This window comes from Vibrio aestuarianus (assembly GCF_012395185.1).
GTDB lineage: Bacteria > Pseudomonadota > Gammaproteobacteria > Enterobacterales > Vibrionaceae > Vibrio > Vibrio aestuarianus.
Genome location: NZ_JAAZTU010000008.1, coordinates 118,415 through 139,435 on the forward strand (window position 1 = coordinate 118,415; position 21,021 = coordinate 139,435).

A 21,021-nucleotide genomic window follows, 5' to 3' on the forward strand; every position below is an offset into this window, starting at 1 on the left:
CTCGTTAGCGGTTTTTTTATGGGCGTTTTTTACGGACTTAGTTTGCTAGATTTAGCACATAAAAAAACACCGCCTAAAGGCGGTGCTAAAAAATTTGACAGACAGGTCAAAAAATAAATACAGGAAGTATTTGTTTTGCAACAGGGGATATCTGTACAAAACAGGATGGTAGAAATCTACCTAACTCGAAATACGAGTTTGCAAACACAACATCGCAACAATAAGCCAATTGATTCTAGAGAGAACCAAGCCGTTCAGGCCTTGCTGCGGGGTGAAATATAGAATTTCTCTGGCCGCTAGGCAATGGACAATTTATAATGTTTCAGATTAAAAAAACTAATCTAATTTTCGAGTGTATCTATGTCTAGAAGATTGCCACCATTAAACTCGCTGAAAGTGTTTGAAGCGGCGGCTCGCCAATTGAGTTTTACTCGAGCAGCAGAAGAGTTATTTGTGACACAAGCCGCAGTAAGTCATCAAATCAAAGCGTTAGAAGAATTTTTAGGTTTGAAACTGTTTCGTCGTCGAAACCGCTCTTTGCTATTAACAGAGGAAGGGCAAAGTTACTTTCTGGATATAAAAGATATTTTTACTGCATTAGCTGAAGCAACAGATAAAGTATTAGAACGTAGCGAAAAGGGAGCGTTAACTATTAGCTTACCTCCTAGCTTTGCTATTCAGTGGTTGGTGCCTCGTTTAGCTGACTTTAACCAGCAAGAGCCGGATATTGATGTGCGAATTAAAGCGGTTGATATGGATGAAGGTTCATTAACCGATGACGTTGATGTGGCGATTTATTATGGGCGAGGAAACTGGCCAGGTTTACGTGCCGATAAGTTATATCAAGAATTTTTAATTCCGCTTTGTTCACCTTCGCTGCTACTTGGGCCTAAACCATTAGAAACACTGGCTGACCTTTCTCGTCATACATTGCTGCACGACACTTCGCGCAAAGATTGGAAGCAGTTTACCAAAGAAAACAACCTTGATAGCGTCAATGTTAATCATGGTCCGATCTTCAGTCACTCGACGATGGTACTGCAAGCGGCGGCGCATGGACAAGGCATAGCACTAGGTAATAACGTGTTAGCGCAGCCAGAGCTTGATGCTGGGCGTCTAATTGCTCCGTTTGATGAAGTCTTAATGACCAAGAATGCTTTCTATGTGGTGTGCCATGAAAAACAAGCAGACATGGGAAGGATTGCTACTTTCCGTGATTGGATGTTGAAAAAAGCACGACGAGAGCAAGAGGAACTGCTCGATGAATAACGTCTTGCTCAACGGCCAATCGGGATCCGTGCGCTTTTTATTTGCACATGGTGCGGGCGCTGGAATGGAGCATGCTTTTATGGAGGCGGTCGCACAAGGTCTTGCCAGTAAGGGTATCGAAGTTGTGCGTTTTAATTTCCCTTATATGGCAACGCGTGCGATAGATGGCAAAAAACGCCCACCGGATCGTGCGCCTAAGCTTTTGGCGGCATTTGAAGAAGTGATTGCTCACTATGCCGATAAGCCGCTCGTGATTGGTGGGAAGTCGATGGGTGGACGAATGGCCAGTTTGCTTGCGGATCATGAACAGATAGCGGCGGTGGCGTGTTTGGGCTTTCCCTTTCATCCACCGGGAAAAGCGGAAAAGTATAAGGGCGAACATCTTGCCACACTGACTAAGCCTTGTTTAATTTTACAAGGTGAGCGCGATACTTTTGGCAAAAAAGACGAGTTCAGTGATTTTCCGTTGTCTCCATCCGTGCAAGTCACATTTTTACCCGATGGTGATCACAGCTTCAAGCCACGTAAACGTTCAGGTTTTACCGAGCAAGGAAATATTGATTTAGCGGTCGAGCATTTAAGCCAATTCATAATGGAGGCTACTTATGCGCAGTAAGTTATTACTCACTATAGCGGGTGTTTTCGCGGGAACTGGTGTCGCTTTAGGGGCATTTGCCGCGCATGGTTTGAAGTCTCTGCTAGCACCTTATTTGATGGAAGTATTTGAAACGGGTGTGCAATACCAGTTTATTCATGCGCTGGCGATTTTAGCATGTGGGGTGTTATTGCAGTTTTCGATGGGCGATAAAGCTCAAAAATATTTTTTCATTGCGGCGATTTGCTTTATTATCGGCGTCCTTTGTTTTAGCGGCAGTCTTTACGCACTAGCGTTAACTGGTATTAAATGGTTTGGCCCTGTGACTCCCATCGGTGGCCTATTCTTCATGATGGGGTGGGGACTGTTTAGCTATGCAGCACTAAATATGAAAGAGGTGAACCAGTGAAACACGTAATGCTCTATTGTCGTGCCGGCTTTGAAAAAGAGTGTGCCGGAGAGATCCAAGATAAAGCGACAAAATTAGAGGTTTTTGGTTTTCCTCGCTTAAAAAGTAATACTGGCTACGTACTGTTTGAGTGCTACCAGTCTGGTGATGCAGACAAACTGATTAAAGAGTTGGATTTCCAATCCTTGATCTTTGCTCGCCAAATGTTTGCGGTGGCAGCCGAATTTAGTGATTTACCTAAAGATGACCGTATCTCCCCAATTTTATCTCAATTAGCCGAGCTTGAAGATTTTCCTCGTTGTGGTGATATTCGCATTGAAACACCAGATACCAACGAAGCCAAAGAGCTGCTTAAGTTTTGCCGTAAATTTACCGTGCCGCTGCGCCAAGCGCTGCGTGGTAAAGGCATCCTTTACGCTAAAGAGTCGAGCAAAAAACCGGTATTGCATGTTTGTTTTATTCAGCCTGGGCACTGTTTTGTTGGCTATTCATACACCAATAATAGCTCACCATTCTTTATGGGCATTCCTCGTTTGAAATTCCCAGCCGATGCGCCGAGTCGCTCGACATTGAAATTGGAAGAGGCTTTCCATGTGTTTATTCCACGTGAAGAGTGGGATGAGCGTTTGGCATCAGGCATGTGGGCGGTTGATTTGGGTGCGTGTCCTGGTGGTTGGACTTATCAATTAGTTAAACGTTCTATGTTCGTCCATGCAATCGACAATGGTTTAATGGCCGAAAGTTTGATGGAAACGGGTCAAGTGAAGCACCATGCAGAGGATGGTTTTAAGTTTGAGCCACCACGTAAAAATGTGACTTGGATTGTGTGTGACATGATTGAAAAGCCAGCTCGTGTTGCGCATTTGATGGGACAGTGGATCATTAAAGGTTGGGCCAAAGAGGCCATCTTTAACCTAAAGCTGCCTATGAAAGGTCGCTATGATGAAGTGCTGCAAGATATCGAAAACCTGAAAGTCTTTTTGATTGAAAATGGCGTTAAATTTCGTATGCAAGCTAAGCATTTGTACCATGACCGTGAAGAAATAACGGTGCATGTGCAATGTTTATCAAACATTTCACCGCATTAATCGTTGGTGATAATGCCGTGAATAGTAAAACGCTCCAAGCAAGGAGCGTTTTTTAATCGTGATGATTTATTTTTTATCAGTTTGATATTATTGAGCAAGCATCAACGGTTATTCGGTATAAAACGGATATCTTGTAAGTTAAAGCCAAGTTCAATATCGGTTTTTAGGGTCGCGACTTGTTTACAAATACGTGCCATCTCAATGTGTTCATCAAATTTTTTGCGATATTTTTTCGCCAATTCATCACTGGCGTAAGCTTGTTCTATATCATCAAATTGAGTCAGTATTTCTTTGGCTGCTTTTGGCCCCACCCCAGGAATGCCGGGCACTTGGCTCGAACTCATTCCCGTTAACCCCCAATAATTGGTTAGTTGTTGCGGTTTTACCCCAAACTCTTGCTCAATAAAAGGCGCATCAAGCCAACGATGTTGGAAATAATCTCGAATTTGTAGTGTTGGTGACAGTAATTGACAGTAGCCTTTATCGGTCGAAATAATGGTGACCTTTTCTCCGTGACTGGCGACTTTGGTTGCTAGAGTCGCGACCAGATCATCGGCCTCATCACCGTCAGACAGTAATGAATCAATCCCCAATTCCCACCAAGCCTGCTGAATCGACTCTAAACCGAGTTGCAGAGGCTCAGGCATTGGTTTTCTACCTTCTTTGTAACTGGGAAGAATATCGGCTCTCCAGCCTCGATCTTGTAGGTGATGATCAAATACCGCAATAATGTGTGTTGGTTGAGCTTCGTTAATGATGCGATGCAGAGTGCGTGATGTGGTCTCGATCGTTCTTACTATATCGTTAGGATCAGGCTGAGCTGAGTGGACTCGACGGATCAAGTTGAGCGCATCAATAATGACAAGGTGTAAGGACATAGCAACAACAAAATAAGGGCATTGAGAGCCCTTATTGTAATGATATCGCTAGAGATTACTACCTTATCTCTATTGGTCTTGCCAACCTTGCGAAGCGATATCCCCTTCCTACTTGAAGCTACAGCGGTGTTGGCGACGTCCGCTCACCCCAATCACATAGTTTATCTATGTTCATTGGGTATGAGCTCACGGCCACCTACCTGTAACTTCAAGTGGTATGGCTATTTGTTAGCAGCAATTTTATAGCAAGGCTCGTAAGCGCTACCTCCTGGCAGCTTCATGCGGTGCTGAGCAACAAAGTCTTTGAGCAGCAGGTCCATTTTTTTCATTAATTTAGTATCACCATCAATAGTGAAGGGACCATGACGTTCGATTTCGCGAATGCCTTCTGCTTTTACGTTGCCCGCAACAATTCCGGAGAATGCGCGGCGCAAGTTGGCTGCCAACACTTCTGGCTTTTGGTTAAGGTGCAAATCTAAATTAGCCATGCTGTCATGCGTCGGCTCAAAAGGAAGTTGGAACTCGGGTTCTATTTTAAGTGACCAGTTGAAGCTATAAGCATCACCGTTATCTTTACGATGCTGACGGACTTCCGGCATTGCTTGGCTCATAATTTGAGCGACTTTTTCTGGGTCATCAATCACAATTTGGTAGTGCTTACGAGCTTCATCGCCCAAGGTTTCAGCAACGAATCTATCGATGGAACGGAAATAAGCTTCGCTCTCTTTTGGCCCGGTCAACACTATTGGCATTGGTTGGCTGGCATTTTCTGGATGCATCATGATACCTAGAATATACAGCAGCTCTTCTGCGGTTCCTGCGCCGCCAGGAAATATAATGATGCCATGTGCTATCCGCACGAAAGCTTCCAAGCGTTTTTCGATATCCGGCATGATCACCAATTCATTCACGATTGGGTTAGGTGGCTCTGCGGCAATGATTGAGGGTTCGGTTAGCCCTAGGTAGCGCTGTTCTTTGTAACGTTGCTTAGCGTGACCAATCGCTGCACCTTTCATAGGACCTTCCATTGCTCCTGGCCCACAGCCAGTACAAATATTGAGTTCTCGTAACCCTAACTCATGGCCGACTTCACGTGTGTATTGGTATTCAGTAGGGTTAATCGAGTGACCTCCCCAACATACAACAAGGTTGGGAAGTGCTCCCGGAATCAATGCTCCGGCATTACGTAAAATGCCAAACACTAAGTTGGTGATATGGATAGCATTAGTCAGATTTAGGCGCTGGCTATCTGCGAGATGCATATTAACGTACACAATATCTCGCAGCACCGAGAACAAGTGCTCTTGGATACCTTTAATAATTTGGCCATCCACGAAAGCATGCTCTGGTGGGTTAGCTAATTCTAGTTTAATCCCGCGCTCACGGCGCATTACTGTTACATCAAAAGATTTGTGTTTATCGAGAAGTTCTTTTGAGTTATCAGTGTGGCTGCCCGAGTTCAAAACCGCCAAAGTACAGTTGCGATAAAGTTGATAAAGCTCGCTTGAAGCGGTTTTTTTAAGACGCTCAACTTCCAGTTGAGAAAGCAGATCCATGCTGCCTGCTGGGCTGATATGAGTGATCATATTGGCCTCCTGTTATAAGGATAAAGAAATGTCTACGCTACGGTTAAATCCGGTTTTTATGCCTATTCTGTTATCTGAGAATATGGGGATTGTTCGTTTGCTTAACCCAGAGCGATAGGACGTCATAACTGATTGAAATTACAGTATCAATCTAGTTCTTTTCATTATCGTTAGGAAACGTTGCTGCTAGAGGAATGTGACTTGACGCATGATTTGTGTGCGAGTTGGTTAAATAGCGACCATTTAAAGCCGCTATTTGCTTTATTTCCAAATGACTTGATTGGGCCCCAAACGTTTCGCTTCTAATAGTGAGCGGTGAAGACGTTCGAGTACTTCTTCTGGTGTATCTGAATCTTTAAAGGAAGTACTTGCGGCTGAAAGAGTAATGGTGATGTTCTTTTCACGAAATTTGAAAGGCAGTTTAGCCACGTGTTTTTGAATATTCTGTACTAACTTAAAACAGTGATTATCATCATGTTCTGGGAGCAGAATAACAAACTCTTCTCCTGAAAAACGGGCCACGGTATCGGTGTCTGCAGTTTCTTTGGCGATGGTTCTTGCGATGATCTTTAGCGCCTTATCACCAGCGGTGTAACCAAAACTATCATTGATCGATTTAAATTTATCAATATCGACAATGACTACCCTAAAAGGATGTTGAGAGCGAATCCAGCGGCGATATTCCAGTTCTAGGCGATCATTAAATGCGGTTCGGTTGTAGACTTTAGTTAATGGGTCAAGCAGCATTCGTTGTGATTGATCTTCCAATCGACGTCGATAATCTTGCGTGAGCTCAAATAACGCCTCCATCTGATTTTTTCCGTAGCTTAAGCGTTCTATTAACGCTTGTTCACGCTGTTCGGCGTGAGTTAGCCTTTCGGAAAGAGACTCCATTTCACTTAAAATCGGCGACATTGAATTTTTTAGATTATCGATTGAGCTAGAATCTTTGAGCAATGACTGGCTTTGACCAATCAGACCGCTCAATTCGTTGTTCATATCCTGACGATGTTCAAAATAGTGCTGGCTTTGCTCGACGTTATGTTCGCTGCTTTTTAAGTGTTTAGACAAAGACGCGTTAACTTGCTCTAAGAATTTTTCCGAGGTTTTACGCTCAAAATTCGTGCCTTCAATCACTAGCTTAAGGATCTCAAGGGTAAGCTCTAAGAGCGTCGGAGTTGAAACGCCAATCAGCAGTTTTGCGCGTATATCGACCAACAGTTCGCCTGACTCACCTTCAAAATCCAGTTCGGTGATCAAATGTTGCAGTTCATCCGATAGGCTTAATAACAGCTCTTTATCGGCGGCATTGTGCAGTTCACTGATGGCGGTGCTTGGGTTAGCGGTAATTATTTTGATGGCGCGTTCATAAATTTCAAGCAAATGCATTGCTTGATCGGCTTTTGGTTTTGGTAGAGCGTCTGAGAAACTGAGTAGATCACGCAAATCGCGCTTAATTTTCGCGGGCAGCCCGACAACGCGCAGCAAGGTTTCTCCGCTGTGCTTTATCTGGGAGTCTAAATGCGTACTCTGTTTTTCCGTAGCCAAGGTTTGTTGCTTCAACATGCGCTCCAATACAGCTAAGCGGGGAATGAGAGTACTGACATCTTTCTGTTGCTCTAAAGCAGCTCGAAGGTCAGATAAATTACGATTTAACTGACTGTCATCACCCTGACATGCCACACTTAAAGATGCGACGATCCGTTTTAGGACGGCTTGTTCTCGTTTAAACTTGAACGAAGTATCCCTTTGTGTCAAACGAACTTGTTCCAACTGAATTTTTAGTTGGTGTAATTGTGTTTGAATATCCTGTTCGAGAGCGCCCATGTACAACAAACTAAACTGCGAGGATCAATAATGATCCTATTAATTGATTTATCGATAATAACAAATTAATTGACCACGTCACGGCTTTAACGCATTGAATGTTTAGTAATTACCCATCTTTTAAGAGTTTTTTGATGCTCTCCTCATTCTTATAGGAAGAATGCACCTTAATTAACCCTTGGTTGATCGCATGTTTACAAGATTTACGAATATTGCTGGAAGCAAAGCTTGCTGCCGGAGCGTTATCAATGGCTTTTAGGTAGACCCACTGACTAACACCTTCTTTCATACTCAATTCTCGAGCAACACTAGTTGCCATTAACAGGATATCCAGTAATTCTTTATCATTAATAGCCGTATAAGCTCTAGGTAAGAATGGGTAATCTGCGATCCCCATTCGAATAATACGATTCAATCGACGTTCTGGTTGAAATTCATTAATCCAGCCTTGGAGCAGTTTAAACGCGTTTTCTGGTGGTGTGTTGCGATCAATATTGGGTTCAATATACAAAAGATTAGCATCACAAAAGTGATAGATACGAGCAGGGTCGGCTACTTTTGATTTTAAAAACTCACCAAATTGATGTTCCAGCTCTAACCCAACTGAGTAACCATGTTGCAAATACATATTACGTAGGAAGGGCACATCAACCATCACAAAGCGCAGACGATCATTGAGAGGTTCGTGGATCAACTCTCCGATATGCCACTGTTCGAAATTGCGGCTGCTTTTTTGCAGTGAAGAAGGCAGCTTGGCATTAAGCATTCGTAGGTTACGCAGTCGTGAACGTGAATGGGTAAATAAATTGCTATTTAATTCATCGATCTCTTCATCTTGACGTTGAATGATGTAGCCTCGGCGCAGTAAAAATAGAAATAGCACCACTGAGAGCATAAAGAGTACAAAGGCAATTTTTTGGAATTTTCTGTATTCTTCTTGAGTTTGTAGCAGTGCTTTTTCTTGACCGACCAAATGCAAAGTTTGTTCGATGAACTCTTTTTGTTGGCGAAAAGCTTCTTCACTGATTTGATTGAGCTTTTCTTGGCGGATTTTCGATAAGGTGTTACCGCGTTTGATATTTTCTAGTGCTTTCGTGTACTGACCATTTTTCTCATAACCGAGAGACAGTAGTTGATATGCTTTTTCTTGAATATCAGCATCTTTAATTTTATTGCCGATCTCTAATGCTTGTTGCGCATTAGAGAGCACCAACGATGCTTGATTTTGATGAAAAGCTAAGCCGGCATGCAGTAGTAAGGTGTGAGCTTTTAGTCGTGGTACATCAGAAATCGTCAGTAACTGTTCAGCGCGCGATAGGTATTGTTCGGTCAACGTAAAGTTGTACAAATTCAAGTAAGTGGCAGCCAGACTTATACGGACTTCGATAATTTTTTCCATATCATTGCGGCTATTTTCATGATCGATAACGTTAAAATAGTGAACCAGCGCTAAATTATATTTACCTTGTTGGTAGTAGATATCGCCCATGCGCTGTAAAACATCAGCCAGAACCGGTGAGTCTTTATAGTTATCATAAAAATCAGCAGCTTGAGATAAGTATGTAATCGCTTTATCAAGTACTTTTCGCTCAAAAAATAGTTGGGCGAGTCGGGTATTGGTTTTGGCAAGTAATGCGCTGGAGTTGCTTTCAATTGCGCTCCAGTAAGAGATCAACAGCTCTGACAGCGCAAGATTATAAAAACCATGATCAAGGTAGTGCCCGCCGACCACTAGGTGATACTCGATAATTGGTTTTGGAGACTGCAAAGTATCGACATAAGGTTTTAAGTCAGCGAACAGTTTATTGGCAAGTTCAATATCATAGGCTTTGGAGGCGATTTCAGCTCTGAGTAGTGTGATTTTATAGTCAATGCCTTTGGCCAGCTGGTCTGCGTTTTTTATTGAATCATACTTTGCTGTAATGCTTCTAAGGGCTTCACGTGCGGCGCTAGCATCACCACTGTTTTGCCAAATAAGGCGGGTCTTTAATATTTCTACGTCCAATTCAAGATAAGACAATTGATATTGTCGAGTCAGCAACTCGGCTTGATTGAGTGTTTGTATTGCAGCATTGAAGTTGCGCAGGTTAAATTCTGCCTGAGCCAAAATTTGTAAAGCATCGACCGTGCTGCCAGGTGTTCTTATTCTACTGTCGGTTTCGTCTCTGGAAATCGTTGACGGATTTTTTTCTGTTTTATCGGCCAATTTGCGCTGGTTTAGATACTGAGTAGTAAGGCTTTTGGCTTGATTGGGTGAAATGTCAACCAATCCATTGGCTTCATTAAGTGTCGGCGATGTGTAAATCGTCGCCTGAGTAGCCAATGGGAACAGAGCTACAAGCAAACTGAGTAAAAACTTCCAGCGCACGTTGTTCATCCTAGTGTTAATCCTTTTATTGGCGAGCCATGCGTTGGTTGTGTGCTGGCTTATCGTGTTGTGTTGAGCGATATGGGTTGATATCCAAACCGCCACGACGAGTATACCTGGCATATACGGTTAAACGGCTTGGCTTGCAGTAGTGCATGATATCGCTAAAAATCCGTTCAACACACTGTTCGTGGAACTCATTATGTTCACGAAATGAGACGATATAGCGTAGCAGAGCTTCACGATTGATTTGTTGACCCTGATACTGGATCTCCACGCTCCCCCAGTCTGGTTGGTTGGTAATCAAGCAATTAGATTTTAATAAATGGCTATGCAGTGACTCTTCAACGATGTCACCTTGAGCTGAATCTTCAAGCAAGCTCGCATCAAAATCATAACTGCTGATTTCAATATCTTGGTCATCAATGCAGTCACCTAGCATACTGACAATCGCTTGTTCAGTATAGCGTTGTACTGGGTGCAGTGTGACGCTTACCGGTTCACCTGCGCAGTTGGATAAATCATCAATCAAACGCTGTTGCACTTCTTCCCAAGTGCCAATTTTGGTTTGATTATAGCTGTTGAGATATAGCTTGAATGACTTTGATTCAATCAAATTGGCGCTCGTTGCTGGTATAGCCACATCACCAATCGCTACTTGAGGTAGCCCTTTATCATTGAGCCAAGAGAGCTCATACAAGGTCCAGATATCACAACCTTTGAAAGGTAGAGTATCTCCTAAAGCAAGATCGTTTCGGTTTAGGCTACGTGGTACTGGTTGCAATAGGCTTGGATCATATTGGTTGGCGTATTCGGTTTTTTTTCCGAGAGTTAACCCTGCTAACTCTTTCGCGTCTGAATATTTGCTCATACTTTTAAAGTCAATTCGATTAGAATAAGCGGAATTTTACGCAATCCTATGGTTTCTGTCATTAAACAAGACTGTAGAGCTCTAATAATGGAGAATTTCATGGCTCAAACTGCCGATCAAGCCTTACTCTCGTTTACTCAGCGCTATCTTGAAACCTACCAAAGCAAACATGGAGAGTTACCTCGTAGTGAGGAGTTGGTTGATTTTGATTCCCCTTGTGTTGCGGTTAAGCATGCCGATAGTGTGGCGTGGAAAGCGATTGTACGTGAACATCAAGCCGATTTTAGTAATGTTGAAGCCGCGATAGAACTGGCATTGCACGATGATATTAAAGCATTTTATGGTGTGCAGTTTTGTGCTGATATGCAGGCGGCATGGCAAGGCAATGAGCTTGCGTTACTGCAAGTGTGGAGTGAGGATGACTTTGTACGCTTACAGGAAAATATTCTCGGGCATTTAGTGACTCAGCGCCGTTTAAAGCTAAAACCAACGATATTTATTGCAGCGACAGATGCCGAATTGGATGTGATCTCGATCTGCAACTTATCGGGTAATGTAATTCTAGAGCGGTTAGGAACTGACAAGCGTGATGTACTTGCTGAAAATATTGCTGAGTTTTTAGCCAACCTTGAGCCAGTGGTGTAACCATGTACGTCGTCGAATTACAGTTTGAATGTTTTGATAACACCACGGTCTCTGCAGTGGATAAAGCCATTAATGGATTGATGGATGCGCTTCGCTACAATGGACAAGTACTTGGCCGTGAGTTTCCTATCGTAATGGGCGATGGCGAGTTTTTTGTACGAGTTGTCTGCCCAGAGGAAGACAGTCTGCACCCTAAGTATCATTCTGATTTTGTTAAGGTGTGCTTGAATCGTTTAGCTGATGCCAGTTTACTTTCCCCCAAGGCTCGCTTGTTAGGGCGAGACTTAAATTCTGAGCAGGCGGCAGAAGAGGAGTCGCCTAGCTGGCAAATTCTTTATACCACTTATGTACATACCTGCTCGCCATTACGCAGTGGTGAAACACTGTTGCCTATTCCGTTGTACCGTAACCCTCCAACCTTAAATGGTGATCATAAGGCGGTGATCAAGTGGCAAACCGAATGGCAAGCGTGTGATGAAATTCAAATGGCTGGTGGATGTAGAGCTGAGCACGCCGCTCTACATGAGATATGCGATACCGATAGTGTGTTGTTTCTACGTGGTTGGGATCTTCGTGGTCGTATTGAATATTTAACGCAAATTCCTACTTATTATTATCAATATCGTGTTGGTGGTAAAAGCTTGGCTGATGAACAAGCTCGTAAGTGTCCAAAGTGTGGGGGCGAATGGTTATTAGATGAACCCGAGCACGATATCTTCCATTTCAAATGCGATGAGTGCCGCATAGTGTCTAATATGTCTTGGGATCATATTAAGTAGCCTGAGTGATTTTATTCGTCTATTAACAACTGTCAGATATGAAAAAGCCGATACATTGTGTATCGGCTTTGGTTTTTTTTTGCGCTTAGAGCTTTCGCTCATACTGCGATTACCAACCTTTAACGGCACCGCCAGCAAAGATTTGAGATGCTGCTTGGTATACTTCATCCGTCTGGTACGCTTTGACGAAATTAGTGACATTTTCTGCCTGCGCGTTATCTTCACGAGCCACAATTAAGTTCACATATGGTGACTCTTTATCTTCAACAAATACACCATCTTTTTCTGGTGTTAAGTTGATTGAGCTGGCGTAAGTTGTGTTGATGATTGATAGCGCTACATCATCCAGTGAGCGGGGAAGTTGAGCTGCATCAAGTTCAATAATCGTGATATTTTTTGGGTTGGCAACGATGTCACGCACTGTTGCTAGAAGACCAGCACCCTCACGCAAGGTGATCAGACCTTGTTGTTGTAGTAACAGTAAAGAGCGGCCAAGGTTTGTTGGGTCGTTCGGTACAGCAATGCGTGAGCCATCTTGAATTTCATCGACGGATTTAACTTGCTTTGAGTAACCAGCAATTGGGTAAACAAAAGTATTGCCTGCAATCGCCAATTTATAACCACGGTCAGTAATTTGTTGATCTAGATATGGTTTGTGTTGGAATGCGTTGATGTCGATAGAGCCATCATCTAAAGCAGCATTGGGTGTTACATAATCAGTAAATGTTACTAGCTCAACATCTAGGTTGTATTTTTCTTTGGCGACTTTAGCTGCAACTTCAGCAACTTGAGCTTCAGCACCAGCAATAACACCCACTTTGATTTTGCTGTTATCTACCGCTTTTTCACCACAGCCAGCAAGCACAAGTGCCGAAGCCGAGATGGCGATGGTAAGTAAACCCTTAAGGCTAAATTTCATAATTAACTCCTTGTTATAAAATGAATCTGTGTTTGTTTTTAGTATGATTTATCTGTGATCGACGCGGCGAACGAAAGTGTCACCGATCGACTGAATAATTTGCACGAGCACAATCAACATCACCACAGTGACAGCCATAATGCCAACATCGTAACGGTGGAAACCATAACGAATGGCTACATCGCCTAAACCACCACCGCCAACAGTACCGGCCATGGCAGAGTAGCTAACCAAAGTCACCAGTGTGATAGTAATAGAATTAACTATGGTTGGTAGTGCTTCAGGAAGTAGCACTTTACGAATGATCTGCATTGGTGTTGCACCCATCGATTGCGCTGCCTCAACAAGGCCAGTAGGAACTTCCAACAGCGCACTTTCAATTAATCGAGCGACAAATGGAATAGCACCAATAGTGAGAGGAACAATGGCTGCGGTAGTACCAATAAAGGTGCCAACCAGTAATTTGGTGACAGGGATAATAGCAACCATCAATACCAGAAAAGGCACAGAGCGTCCGACATTCACAACCGCGCCGAGAATGCTATTCAGTTTGGTGTTCTCTAGTAGCCCACCTTTTTTACTGGTATGCAAAATTACCCCTAGCGGAATACCGACCGCAAAACCAACAATCCCTGCAACGGCTACCATGTAGAATGTTTGCCATGTCGCCATCAGTAGGAGATCGCCATTTAAGCTCAACCAATCTGTCACTGTATTAAAGGACATAACCAAGTACCTCTACTTTTACATTGTTTTCACGAAGAAACTCTAGCGCAGCATTATCGTCTGCTTCATTACCAAATAACTCAGCGACCATCATGCCGAATTTTACGCCGCCTGCGTAATCTAAGTCTGAACTCAAAATACTGACATCAATATTAAATTTGCGAGCAATTTGTGTCATCAGTGGCGCATCAACGGTAGCCCCTGTGAACTCTAAACGAACCAAAGGGTAGCTGTTTGCGACACGAGTCGATTGCAAACGCGCTTGATAATCTTCAGGAATAGAAAGATCCAACGTTGAGCGAATAAATTGGTGCGCTAAAGTTGTTTTAGGGTGAGCGAAAATTTCACCTACGGTGCCTTTTTCTACCAACTCACCATCACCGATGATCGCCACTTCATGACAAATGCTTTTAACCACATCCATTTCATGGGTGATCAGCAATATAGTGATGTTTAGCGAACGGTTGATCTCTTTTAACAACTCTAAAATTGATTGGGTAGTCGCAGGGTCTAGAGCACTGGTCGCTTCATCGCACAATAGAACCTTAGGGTCTGAAGCCAGAGCGCGAGCAATAGCAACACGCTGTTTTTGACCACCACTAAGATTCGCTGGATAAGTATCCCGTTTATCAGCCAAACCTACTAATTGCAGTAACTCAGTCACTTTATTATCGATTGCTGATTTGTCTATTCCTGCAAGCTCTAGTGGTAGAGCGACATTGGCAAATACCGTTCGAGATGAAAGTAGATTGAAATGCTGGAAAATCATCCCGATGTTTCGACGAGCTTTACTCAATTCAGACTTACTTAATTTAGTCAGATCAACACCGTCAACAATCACAGAGCCAGTTGTTGGTGCTTCTAACATGTTAACGCAACGGATCAGTGTACTTTTCCCCGCACCCGAAGAACCGATAACACCAAAAATAGTGCCTTGCTTAATGTGAAGATTGATATCTTTCAACGCATTAATTTGTTTAGTGCCTTGATAGAACACCTTATTGACTTGATTAATTTGAATCATGGGAAAACCTGTGCAGGGATAACAGAATAAAATCTTGAACTCTATCTCACTTTGTAGACGATGCTATGGCTTAATTTGATTTAAGTCAATAGATATTTTTACGTCTAGACGTCTAAATGGTTGTGACGGTTAAACCATAAAGTAATTAGGTAGTGATGAAAGAAATAAAGCGTGCAATAATTGTTGCAGATTCCCGAAATGAGAGAGTAATTTTGGCTAAACCAGCAGTGTTTTTAGATCGCGATGGCGTGATCAACGTGGACCATGGTTATGTGCATGATGAACATGACTTCGAGTTTATTGATGGTGTGTTTGAAGCAACGAAGAAGTTACAAGACATGGGCTATATGTTGGTCTTAGTTACAAACCAATCAGGCATTGCGCGTGGTAAATTCAGCGAAGATCGTTTCTTGTCGTTGACGCAATGGATGGATTGGAACTTTGTTGATCACGGGGTTGAATTTGACGGCTTTTATTACTGTCCTCACCATGCAGAACATGGTCAAGGTAAGTACAAAGAAGATTGCGACTGCCGTAAGCCAAAACCCGGTATGTTTATCTCTGCGCGAGACTTTCTCAAGATTGATATGGAGAAGTCGGTGATGGTGGGCGATAAAGCGGAAGATATGATGGCTGCAGAAGCCGCAGGTGTTGGTACCAAGATTTTAGTACGAACCGGAAAACCGGTAACTGAACAAGGCGAAGCATTAGCCTCGGTTGTACTTGATAGTATCCGAGAGGTTCCAGCTTTTTTGGCTAAGTAGCTAATTAAGGTCACTGTGTGGCCTTTTTTATTGGAGTTGATATGAAGAATGGCTTATTTGTATTTTTATCGGCAACATTATTATTAGCGGGGTGTTCACAAACGTTGACAGGTAGTGATGCTCCTTTGTTGCAGCATTATCAATGTGCTGCTGGTGGCTCGTTTGATGTTTCTTACCCGGATCAACAATCAGCGCTTTTACGGGTCGGTGGCAAACAATACACTCTGCTTCAAGTTCCTGCTGCATCGGGTGTTAAATATGTACTTGATGATAAAAGCAATCCTCAATCGGTAATGCTGCATACCAAAGGTGATGAAGCGACCCTCGAATTGAGTTCTACGTTTTATAAAGCGTGTAAAATTCAATAATTTTCTCTAATACGGTTGTGCTAACGCCGTTTTATCTTCTTCATTTAATAGGTCAGCATGAGCAGAAAACTCACTATTTTGGATATCGCAAAGCTTTCTGGTGTTGGTAAGTCAACGGTGTCTCGGGTTCTTACCAACGATCCTAAAGTGAAACCGGAAACCAGAGCTAAAGTAGAACGTGTGATTCAAGATTCTGGTTATGTCCCATCAAAGTCTGCTCAATTGATGCGCGGTGGCAGCCAGAAAGTTATCGGGGTCATTATTTCTCGTCTTGATTCTCCATCAGAGAACCGAGTTGTCGGCAACATTTTGCAATCACTTTATCAACATGGCTATGATGTAGTGATCATGGAAAGCCAATTCGATCGTTATAAAACCAATGAGCATCTTGAAGTACTGCGAAAACGCAATGTCGATGGGGTGATTGTTTTTGGGTTTACCGATCTCGATGTTGATCAATTAAGTCTATGGACCTCACGGGCAGTGGTTATCTCTATGGATACGGAATGTGTATCATCAATAAACTATGATAACGATGCAATCATTCAAGGTGCGTTGAGACATTTAAGCGAGCAGGGTATTGAGAATATTGCCTACATTGGGGTGGATCCTAGTGATAAAACCACGGGCAGTTTACGACTAGAATCTTATCTGAAATGGTGTCAACTCAACGGCCATTCTCCACATTATCGTACTGGTCGTTTACATCATGAAAGTGCCTACCAACTTGTTGATGAGGTGCTTTGTGCTGAAACTCAAGCCATTGTTTGTGCGAGTGATACTTTAGCTCTTGGGGTTATCAAGCGTCTTCAAGAGTTGGGACGCGATGACATCACAGTGACGGGAGTTGGCGGTAATGAACTGTTGTCATTCCTATTTCCTAATGTTTACAGTATCGATCCAGGTTACAGCCAAGCTGGTAAAAAAGCGGCTAATCTTCTGGTTTCTCAATTAAACGGTGAAACCGATTGTGTGCGTATCACACAATTACCTTTGATCAAGTAACTTATTCTTTAATCATGTGAATTAAAATTACTCTGTGATCACATTCAATTTATGGGACTGTTCCCATTTTAGTATTTTATTATTTATGTCAATATTTCCGTGTTGATGGGAATGTTCCCACTAAAGAGAACAATAAACAAAATTCCAATATAGGGTGGACAAGGGTATGGCCAAAATAGCGAAGCAAGATGTTGCTCGTATTATCGAGCTGGTGGGTGGAAAAGAGAATATTGCGAGTGTGAGTCACTGTTTGACTCGTTTGCGCTTTGTATTGAATGATACGGATAAAGCAGATCCAAAAGGGCTTGAGGCAATGAGCCTCGTCAAGGGCTGCTTCACTAATGCCGGTCAGTTTCAAGTGGTTATTGGGACTGAAGTAGATGATGTGTATGCGGTTTTAATCGAGTTAGCCGGTAAAGATGCATCATCCAAAGATGAAGCGAAGCAAGCTGCTCGTCAGAATATGAACTTTTTAGAGCGTGGGATCTCACACCTTGCTGAAATTTTTGTTCCCCTACTTCCTGCAATTATCACCGGTGGTTTGATCCTCGGCTTTCGTAATGTCATTGGTGACATTCGAATGTTCGATGGTAAAACTCTAGTCGAGATCAGCCAGTTTTGGGCCACGGTCCACTCTTTCTTATGGCTGATTGGCGAGGCTATTTTCTTCTTCCTACCTGTCGGTGTGTGTTGGTCGACGGTCAAGAAACTGGGGGGGACGCCAATTTTAGGTATTACGCTTGGTGTGACGCTGGTCTCTCCTCAATTGATGAATGCCTATTTAATCGGTAAGCAAGTACCAGAGGCATGGGACTTCGGGTTATTTGTTATTGAAAAAGTAGGTTATCAGGCACAAGTTATTCCTGCGATGTTGGCTGGTGTGGCATTAGCCTTTATTGAAACCAATTTGAAACGAATTGTTCCTGCTTATTTATATCTGGTGGTGGTGCCATTTGTATCGATCATTCTATCGGTGATTTTAGCGCACGCATTGATCGGGCCATTTGGTCGTGTATTGGGTAATGGCGTAGCCTTTGCGGCTAAAGCGGCAATGACCGGTGATTTTGCTGTAATCGGTTCAATGGTTTTTGGCTTCTTATACGCACCACTGGTGATTACCGGGATTCACCATACAACCAACGCCGTTGACCTACAGTTAATGCAAGAATTAGGTGGAACACCGATTTGGCCATTGATTGCACTGTCAAATATTGCACAAGCTTCTGCTGTAGTGGGCATCATTATCATCAGTAAAAAGCACGGCGAGCGTGATATTTCCGTTCCTGCCGCTATTTCTGCTTATCTTGGTGTCACTGAGCCTGCGATGTACGGGATCAACTTGAAGTATAAATTTCCGATGTTGAGCGCAATGATTGGTAGCGCTGTCGCGGCGGCTATTTGTGGTAGCGCTGGTGTGATGGCAAATGGTATCGGTGTTGGTGGATTGCCAGGCATTCTCTCTATTCAGCCACAATATTGGGGTATCTATGCAGTCGCTATGCTAGTGGCGATGATCATCCCTGCATTTTTGACGCTTTTCCTTTATAAACGCGCGCAAATGAAAGGCGAATTGGAACCTGTAGCAGCATAATTTTTTATGAGCAACGGCATTTGTTGTTGCTCATTGTCATTTTTGTAAGTGAGTTTGTTTGATGACAATCATTAATTCTTCAATGAATATCGATGCTAATTGGTGGAAAACGGCCACCATTTATCAAATTTATCCTAAAAGCTTTTGTGATAGTGGAAGTAAAGGTACGGGAGATATCCGAGGAATTATCTCTAAGCTCGATTATCTGCAAACCTTGGGCATTGATGCGATTTGGTTAACCCCAATCTACTCATCACCAATGGTAGATAACGGCTATGATATTTCTGACTACTATGATGTGAATCCAGAGTTTGGCTGCATGCAAGACTTTGATGATCTGCTCGCGCAAGCCCATCAAAAAGGTATCCGTATTATTATGGATATTGTGGTTAACCATACCTCTACTGCACATGCGTGGTTTCAGTCGGCTTTGGGGGATAAATCGAGCCCTTATCGTGACTACTACATTTGGCAAGATCCAATCGATGGTGATGTACCCAATAACTGGCAATCGAAATTCGGTGGCAGTGCTTGGGCATTGGATGACGCGACTGGTCAATACTACCTGCATTTATTTGCTAAAGAGCAAGCTGATCTCAATTGGGAAAACCCCAAAGTGCGCGATGAAGTTAAGCAGGTTATTGATTTTTGGGCGAAGAAGGGCGTCGATGGTTTTCGTTTAGATGTCATTAATCTTATCTCTAAACAGCAAGACTTTCCGAGTGACGACAGCGGTGATGGTCGTCGTTTCTATACCGATGGGCCGCGAGTTCACGAATATCTACAAGAGATAAGCCAAGCCGTGTTCCAGCAATACGGTAGTGTTACAGTTGGCGAAATGTCATCCACCACCTTAGAGCATTGCCAACAATATTCACGCTTAGATGGCAAAGAGTTATCGATGGTCTTTAACTTTCATCATCTAAAAGTGGATTATTCAAATGGTGATAAATGGACCAATGCGCCTTTTGATTTTTTGCAGCTTAAGCAGATCTTTAACCATTGGCAGGTAGGTTTGAATGGCAAAGGGTGGGGGGCGTTGTTTTGGTGTAACCATGATCAACCGCGCATTGTTAGCCGTTTGGGAAATGACAAACGCTACCGGGTCGAATCAGCCAAAATGCTCGCCGCTTCAGTACATATGATGCAAGGTACACCTTATGTTTATCAAGGTGAAGAAATTGGCATGACTAACCCTGGTTACACTTCGATTTCGCAGTATCAGGATGTCGAGAGTACCAACATGTATGACATTATGGTGCATCAACAAGGTGTCAGTCATGACGATATGATCGCTATTCTTGCGCAGAAATCGCGTGATAACTCACGAACGCCGATGCAGTGGAATGGCAAAGCGTTTGCTGGCTTTAGCTCAGTAAAACCGTGGCTAGAAGTGGCTGGGAACTACCGACAAGTCAATGCCGAGCGTGCACTCGAAGATAAGGATTCGGTTTTTTACTTCTATCAACGTTTGATTGCTTTACGAAAAGAGATCCCAGTGATCACCAGCGGCGACTACGTAGACTTACTGCCAGAACACCCTTCTATTTTTGCGTATAAGCGTCAAGACAAGAAGCAAGCGCTTATCTGCATTAACAACTATTACGACCGAGAAGAAGAGTGTGTACTGCCTGTAGAATTACCACTCGAAAAAGCGAAATATGTACTGGGTAATTACAACAGGTTCGGCTCATCAAAAGTACTCGAACATCAAATATTGCGACCTTATGAAACCAGAATCATCTTGGTTGATCTTTAATCCTGATTGAGTCCTTCCCCTATAGGGCCAATCTTCAGGCTTCAAGTTTAGTGACTTGAAGCCTTTTTTATACCAATCACAGTAAGTAAGTGATCAGAAATAGCGTAGGATAAAAGCTTGAGGACAAGGTGGGATTTTTCGATAAGTATTTGTTCTAAAATCAAAAGTTATAACGCAGTTATCGAGGTTTTTAACAAGCTAGGGTGAACAGTTATTTACTACGATTGTCATTATCATCCATCACCTATGAAAGGCAGGTATAAAAAAAGCCTGCTCATCGAGCAGGCTTGAGTAGATGGTGGAGGGGGACGGATTCGAACCATCGAAGGCGGAGCCGGCAGATTTACAGTCTGCTCCCTTTGGCCACTCGGGAACCCCTCCAGGGTGTTTTCCTATTCTTAAAATAGGCTTGATTGAAGTTTTCCCAACGATTCAATCAAGGTTTCTCTCACGAGAGAATATGGTGGAGGGGGACGGATTCGAACCATCGAAGGCGGAGCCGGCAGATTTACAGTCTGCTCCCTTTGGCCACTCGGGAACCCCTCCAGGG

19 protein-coding genes and 2 tRNA genes are annotated in these 21,021 nt (G+C 43.1%); 11 read left to right on the top strand and 10 right to left on the bottom strand.

The features are described 5' to 3' along the window. Window positions 1–360: 360 nt before the first annotated feature. Genes HGG78_RS05625 through rlmM form a run of 4 tightly spaced genes read left to right on the top strand, consistent with a single transcriptional unit; the run spans window position 361 to window position 3,361 of the window. Entirely contained in the window at window positions 361–1,269 is a 909-nt protein-coding gene (locus tag HGG78_RS05625) for a transcriptional regulator GcvA (RefSeq protein ID WP_053310325.1), read from the top strand. Continuing rightward, window positions 1,262–1,885, top strand: a complete 624-nt coding sequence (locus tag HGG78_RS05630) for an alpha/beta family hydrolase (RefSeq protein ID WP_172532297.1) — start codon at window positions 1,262–1,264, stop codon at window positions 1,883–1,885. Before HGG78_RS05625 ends, HGG78_RS05630 begins: the two co-directional genes overlap by 8 nt. After that, a complete protein-coding gene (locus HGG78_RS05635) occupies window positions 1,875–2,273 on the top strand; it encodes a DUF423 domain-containing protein (protein ID WP_172532298.1) in 399 nt (132 codons plus the stop codon). Before HGG78_RS05630 ends, HGG78_RS05635 begins: the two co-directional genes overlap by 11 nt. Beyond that, complete coding sequence (gene rlmM, locus HGG78_RS05640; protein WP_053310322.1) at window positions 2,270–3,361, top strand: 23S rRNA (cytidine(2498)-2'-O)-methyltransferase RlmM; 1,092 nt, start codon at window positions 2,270–2,272, stop codon at window positions 3,359–3,361. Before HGG78_RS05635 ends, rlmM begins: the two co-directional genes overlap by 4 nt. A 101-nt stretch (window positions 3,362–3,462) precedes the next feature. On the opposite strand, the gene xni is transcribed toward rlmM, so the two are convergent. From xni to queF, 5 genes are all read right to left on the bottom strand, one after another. Further along, a complete protein-coding gene (gene xni, locus HGG78_RS05645; protein ID WP_168522984.1) occupies window positions 3,463–4,239 on the bottom strand; it encodes a flap endonuclease Xni in 777 nt (258 codons plus the stop codon). A 221-nt stretch (window positions 4,240–4,460) separates the two neighbouring features. Further along, on the bottom strand, window positions 4,461–5,825 hold the full coding sequence (gene ppnN / locus HGG78_RS05650; RefSeq protein WP_172532299.1) for a nucleotide 5'-monophosphate nucleosidase PpnN: 1,365 nt from the start codon (window positions 5,823–5,825) through the stop codon (window positions 4,461–4,463). Between the two features lie 261 nt (window positions 5,826–6,086). Beyond that, window positions 6,087–7,652: a GGDEF domain-containing protein gene (locus HGG78_RS05655; RefSeq protein ID WP_171980252.1), complete on the bottom strand. Its 1,566-nt coding sequence runs from the start codon at window positions 7,650–7,652 to the stop codon at window positions 6,087–6,089. A 109-nt stretch (window positions 7,653–7,761) separates the two neighbouring features. Continuing rightward, window positions 7,762–10,029, bottom strand: a complete 2,268-nt coding sequence (locus HGG78_RS05660) for a tetratricopeptide repeat protein (RefSeq protein WP_172532300.1) — start codon at window positions 10,027–10,029, stop codon at window positions 7,762–7,764. 16 nt (window positions 10,030–10,045) lie between these two features. Then, the gene (gene queF, locus HGG78_RS05665; RefSeq protein WP_053310317.1) at window positions 10,046–10,891 is read right to left on the bottom strand and encodes an NADPH-dependent 7-cyano-7-deazaguanine reductase QueF; all 846 of its coding nucleotides are present in this window, start codon (window positions 10,889–10,891) and stop codon (window positions 10,046–10,048) included. 99 nt (window positions 10,892–10,990) lie between these two features. On the opposite strand from queF, the gene syd reads away from it, so the two are divergent. Both syd and HGG78_RS05675 read left to right on the top strand, forming a co-directional pair. Further along, on the top strand, window positions 10,991–11,536 hold the full coding sequence (gene syd / locus HGG78_RS05670) for a SecY-interacting protein (protein WP_172532301.1): 546 nt from the start codon (window positions 10,991–10,993) through the stop codon (window positions 11,534–11,536). A 2-nt stretch (window positions 11,537–11,538) separates the two neighbouring features. Next, a complete protein-coding gene (locus HGG78_RS05675; protein WP_053310315.1) occupies window positions 11,539–12,315 on the top strand; it encodes a Zn-ribbon-containing protein in 777 nt (258 codons plus the stop codon). A gap of 109 nt (window positions 12,316–12,424) precedes the next feature. Here the strand turns inward: HGG78_RS05675 and HGG78_RS05680 are convergent, their stop codons facing one another. From HGG78_RS05680 to metN, 3 genes are read right to left on the bottom strand one after another with little or no spacing between them, the layout of a single operon-like run. Further along, the gene (locus HGG78_RS05680; RefSeq protein WP_171981584.1) at window positions 12,425–13,234 is read right to left on the bottom strand and encodes a MetQ/NlpA family lipoprotein; all 810 of its coding nucleotides are present in this window, start codon (window positions 13,232–13,234) and stop codon (window positions 12,425–12,427) included. 48 nt (window positions 13,235–13,282) lie between these two features. After that, window positions 13,283–13,960, bottom strand: a complete 678-nt coding sequence (locus HGG78_RS05685) for a methionine ABC transporter permease (RefSeq protein WP_172532302.1) — start codon at window positions 13,958–13,960, stop codon at window positions 13,283–13,285. Further along, window positions 13,950–14,984, bottom strand: coding sequence for a methionine ABC transporter ATP-binding protein MetN (gene metN, locus HGG78_RS05690; protein WP_172532303.1), 1,035 nt, complete (start codon window positions 14,982–14,984; stop codon window positions 13,950–13,952). The genes HGG78_RS05685 and metN overlap by 11 nt, the downstream gene beginning before the upstream one ends. A gap of 212 nt (window positions 14,985–15,196) precedes the next feature. On the opposite strand from metN, the gene gmhB reads away from it, so the two are divergent. The 5 genes from gmhB to treC all read left to right on the top strand — a co-directional run bounded on the left by gmhB (window position 15,197) and on the right by treC (window position 20,471). Beyond that, window positions 15,197–15,748 (top strand): D-glycero-beta-D-manno-heptose 1,7-bisphosphate 7-phosphatase, encoded by a 552-nt coding sequence (gene gmhB / locus HGG78_RS05695; RefSeq protein ID WP_053310459.1) that lies wholly within the window; start codon window positions 15,197–15,199, stop codon window positions 15,746–15,748. 41 nt (window positions 15,749–15,789) lie between these two features. Further along, window positions 15,790–16,116, top strand: coding sequence for an MliC family protein (locus HGG78_RS05700; protein ID WP_053310311.1), 327 nt, complete (start codon window positions 15,790–15,792; stop codon window positions 16,114–16,116). Between the two features lie 57 nt (window positions 16,117–16,173). After that, the gene (gene treR / locus HGG78_RS05705) at window positions 16,174–17,121 is read left to right on the top strand and encodes a trehalose operon repressor TreR (protein ID WP_053310310.1); all 948 of its coding nucleotides are present in this window, start codon (window positions 16,174–16,176) and stop codon (window positions 17,119–17,121) included. Between the two features lie 166 nt (window positions 17,122–17,287). Next, complete coding sequence (gene treB, locus HGG78_RS05710; RefSeq protein ID WP_168522968.1) at window positions 17,288–18,712, top strand: PTS trehalose transporter subunit IIBC; 1,425 nt, start codon at window positions 17,288–17,290, stop codon at window positions 18,710–18,712. A gap of 61 nt (window positions 18,713–18,773) precedes the next feature. After that, a complete protein-coding gene (treC, locus tag HGG78_RS05715; RefSeq protein ID WP_172532304.1) occupies window positions 18,774–20,471 on the top strand; it encodes an alpha,alpha-phosphotrehalase in 1,698 nt (565 codons plus the stop codon). Window positions 20,472–20,767: 296 nt separating this feature from the next. Here treC and HGG78_RS05720 read toward each other — a convergent pair. Continuing rightward, window positions 20,768–20,852: transfer RNA gene (locus HGG78_RS05720), tRNA-Tyr, on the bottom strand. 80 nt (window positions 20,853–20,932) lie between these two features. Further along, window positions 20,933–21,017, bottom strand: a tRNA-Tyr gene (locus HGG78_RS05725). Between the last annotated feature and the right edge of the window lie 4 nt (window positions 21,018–21,021).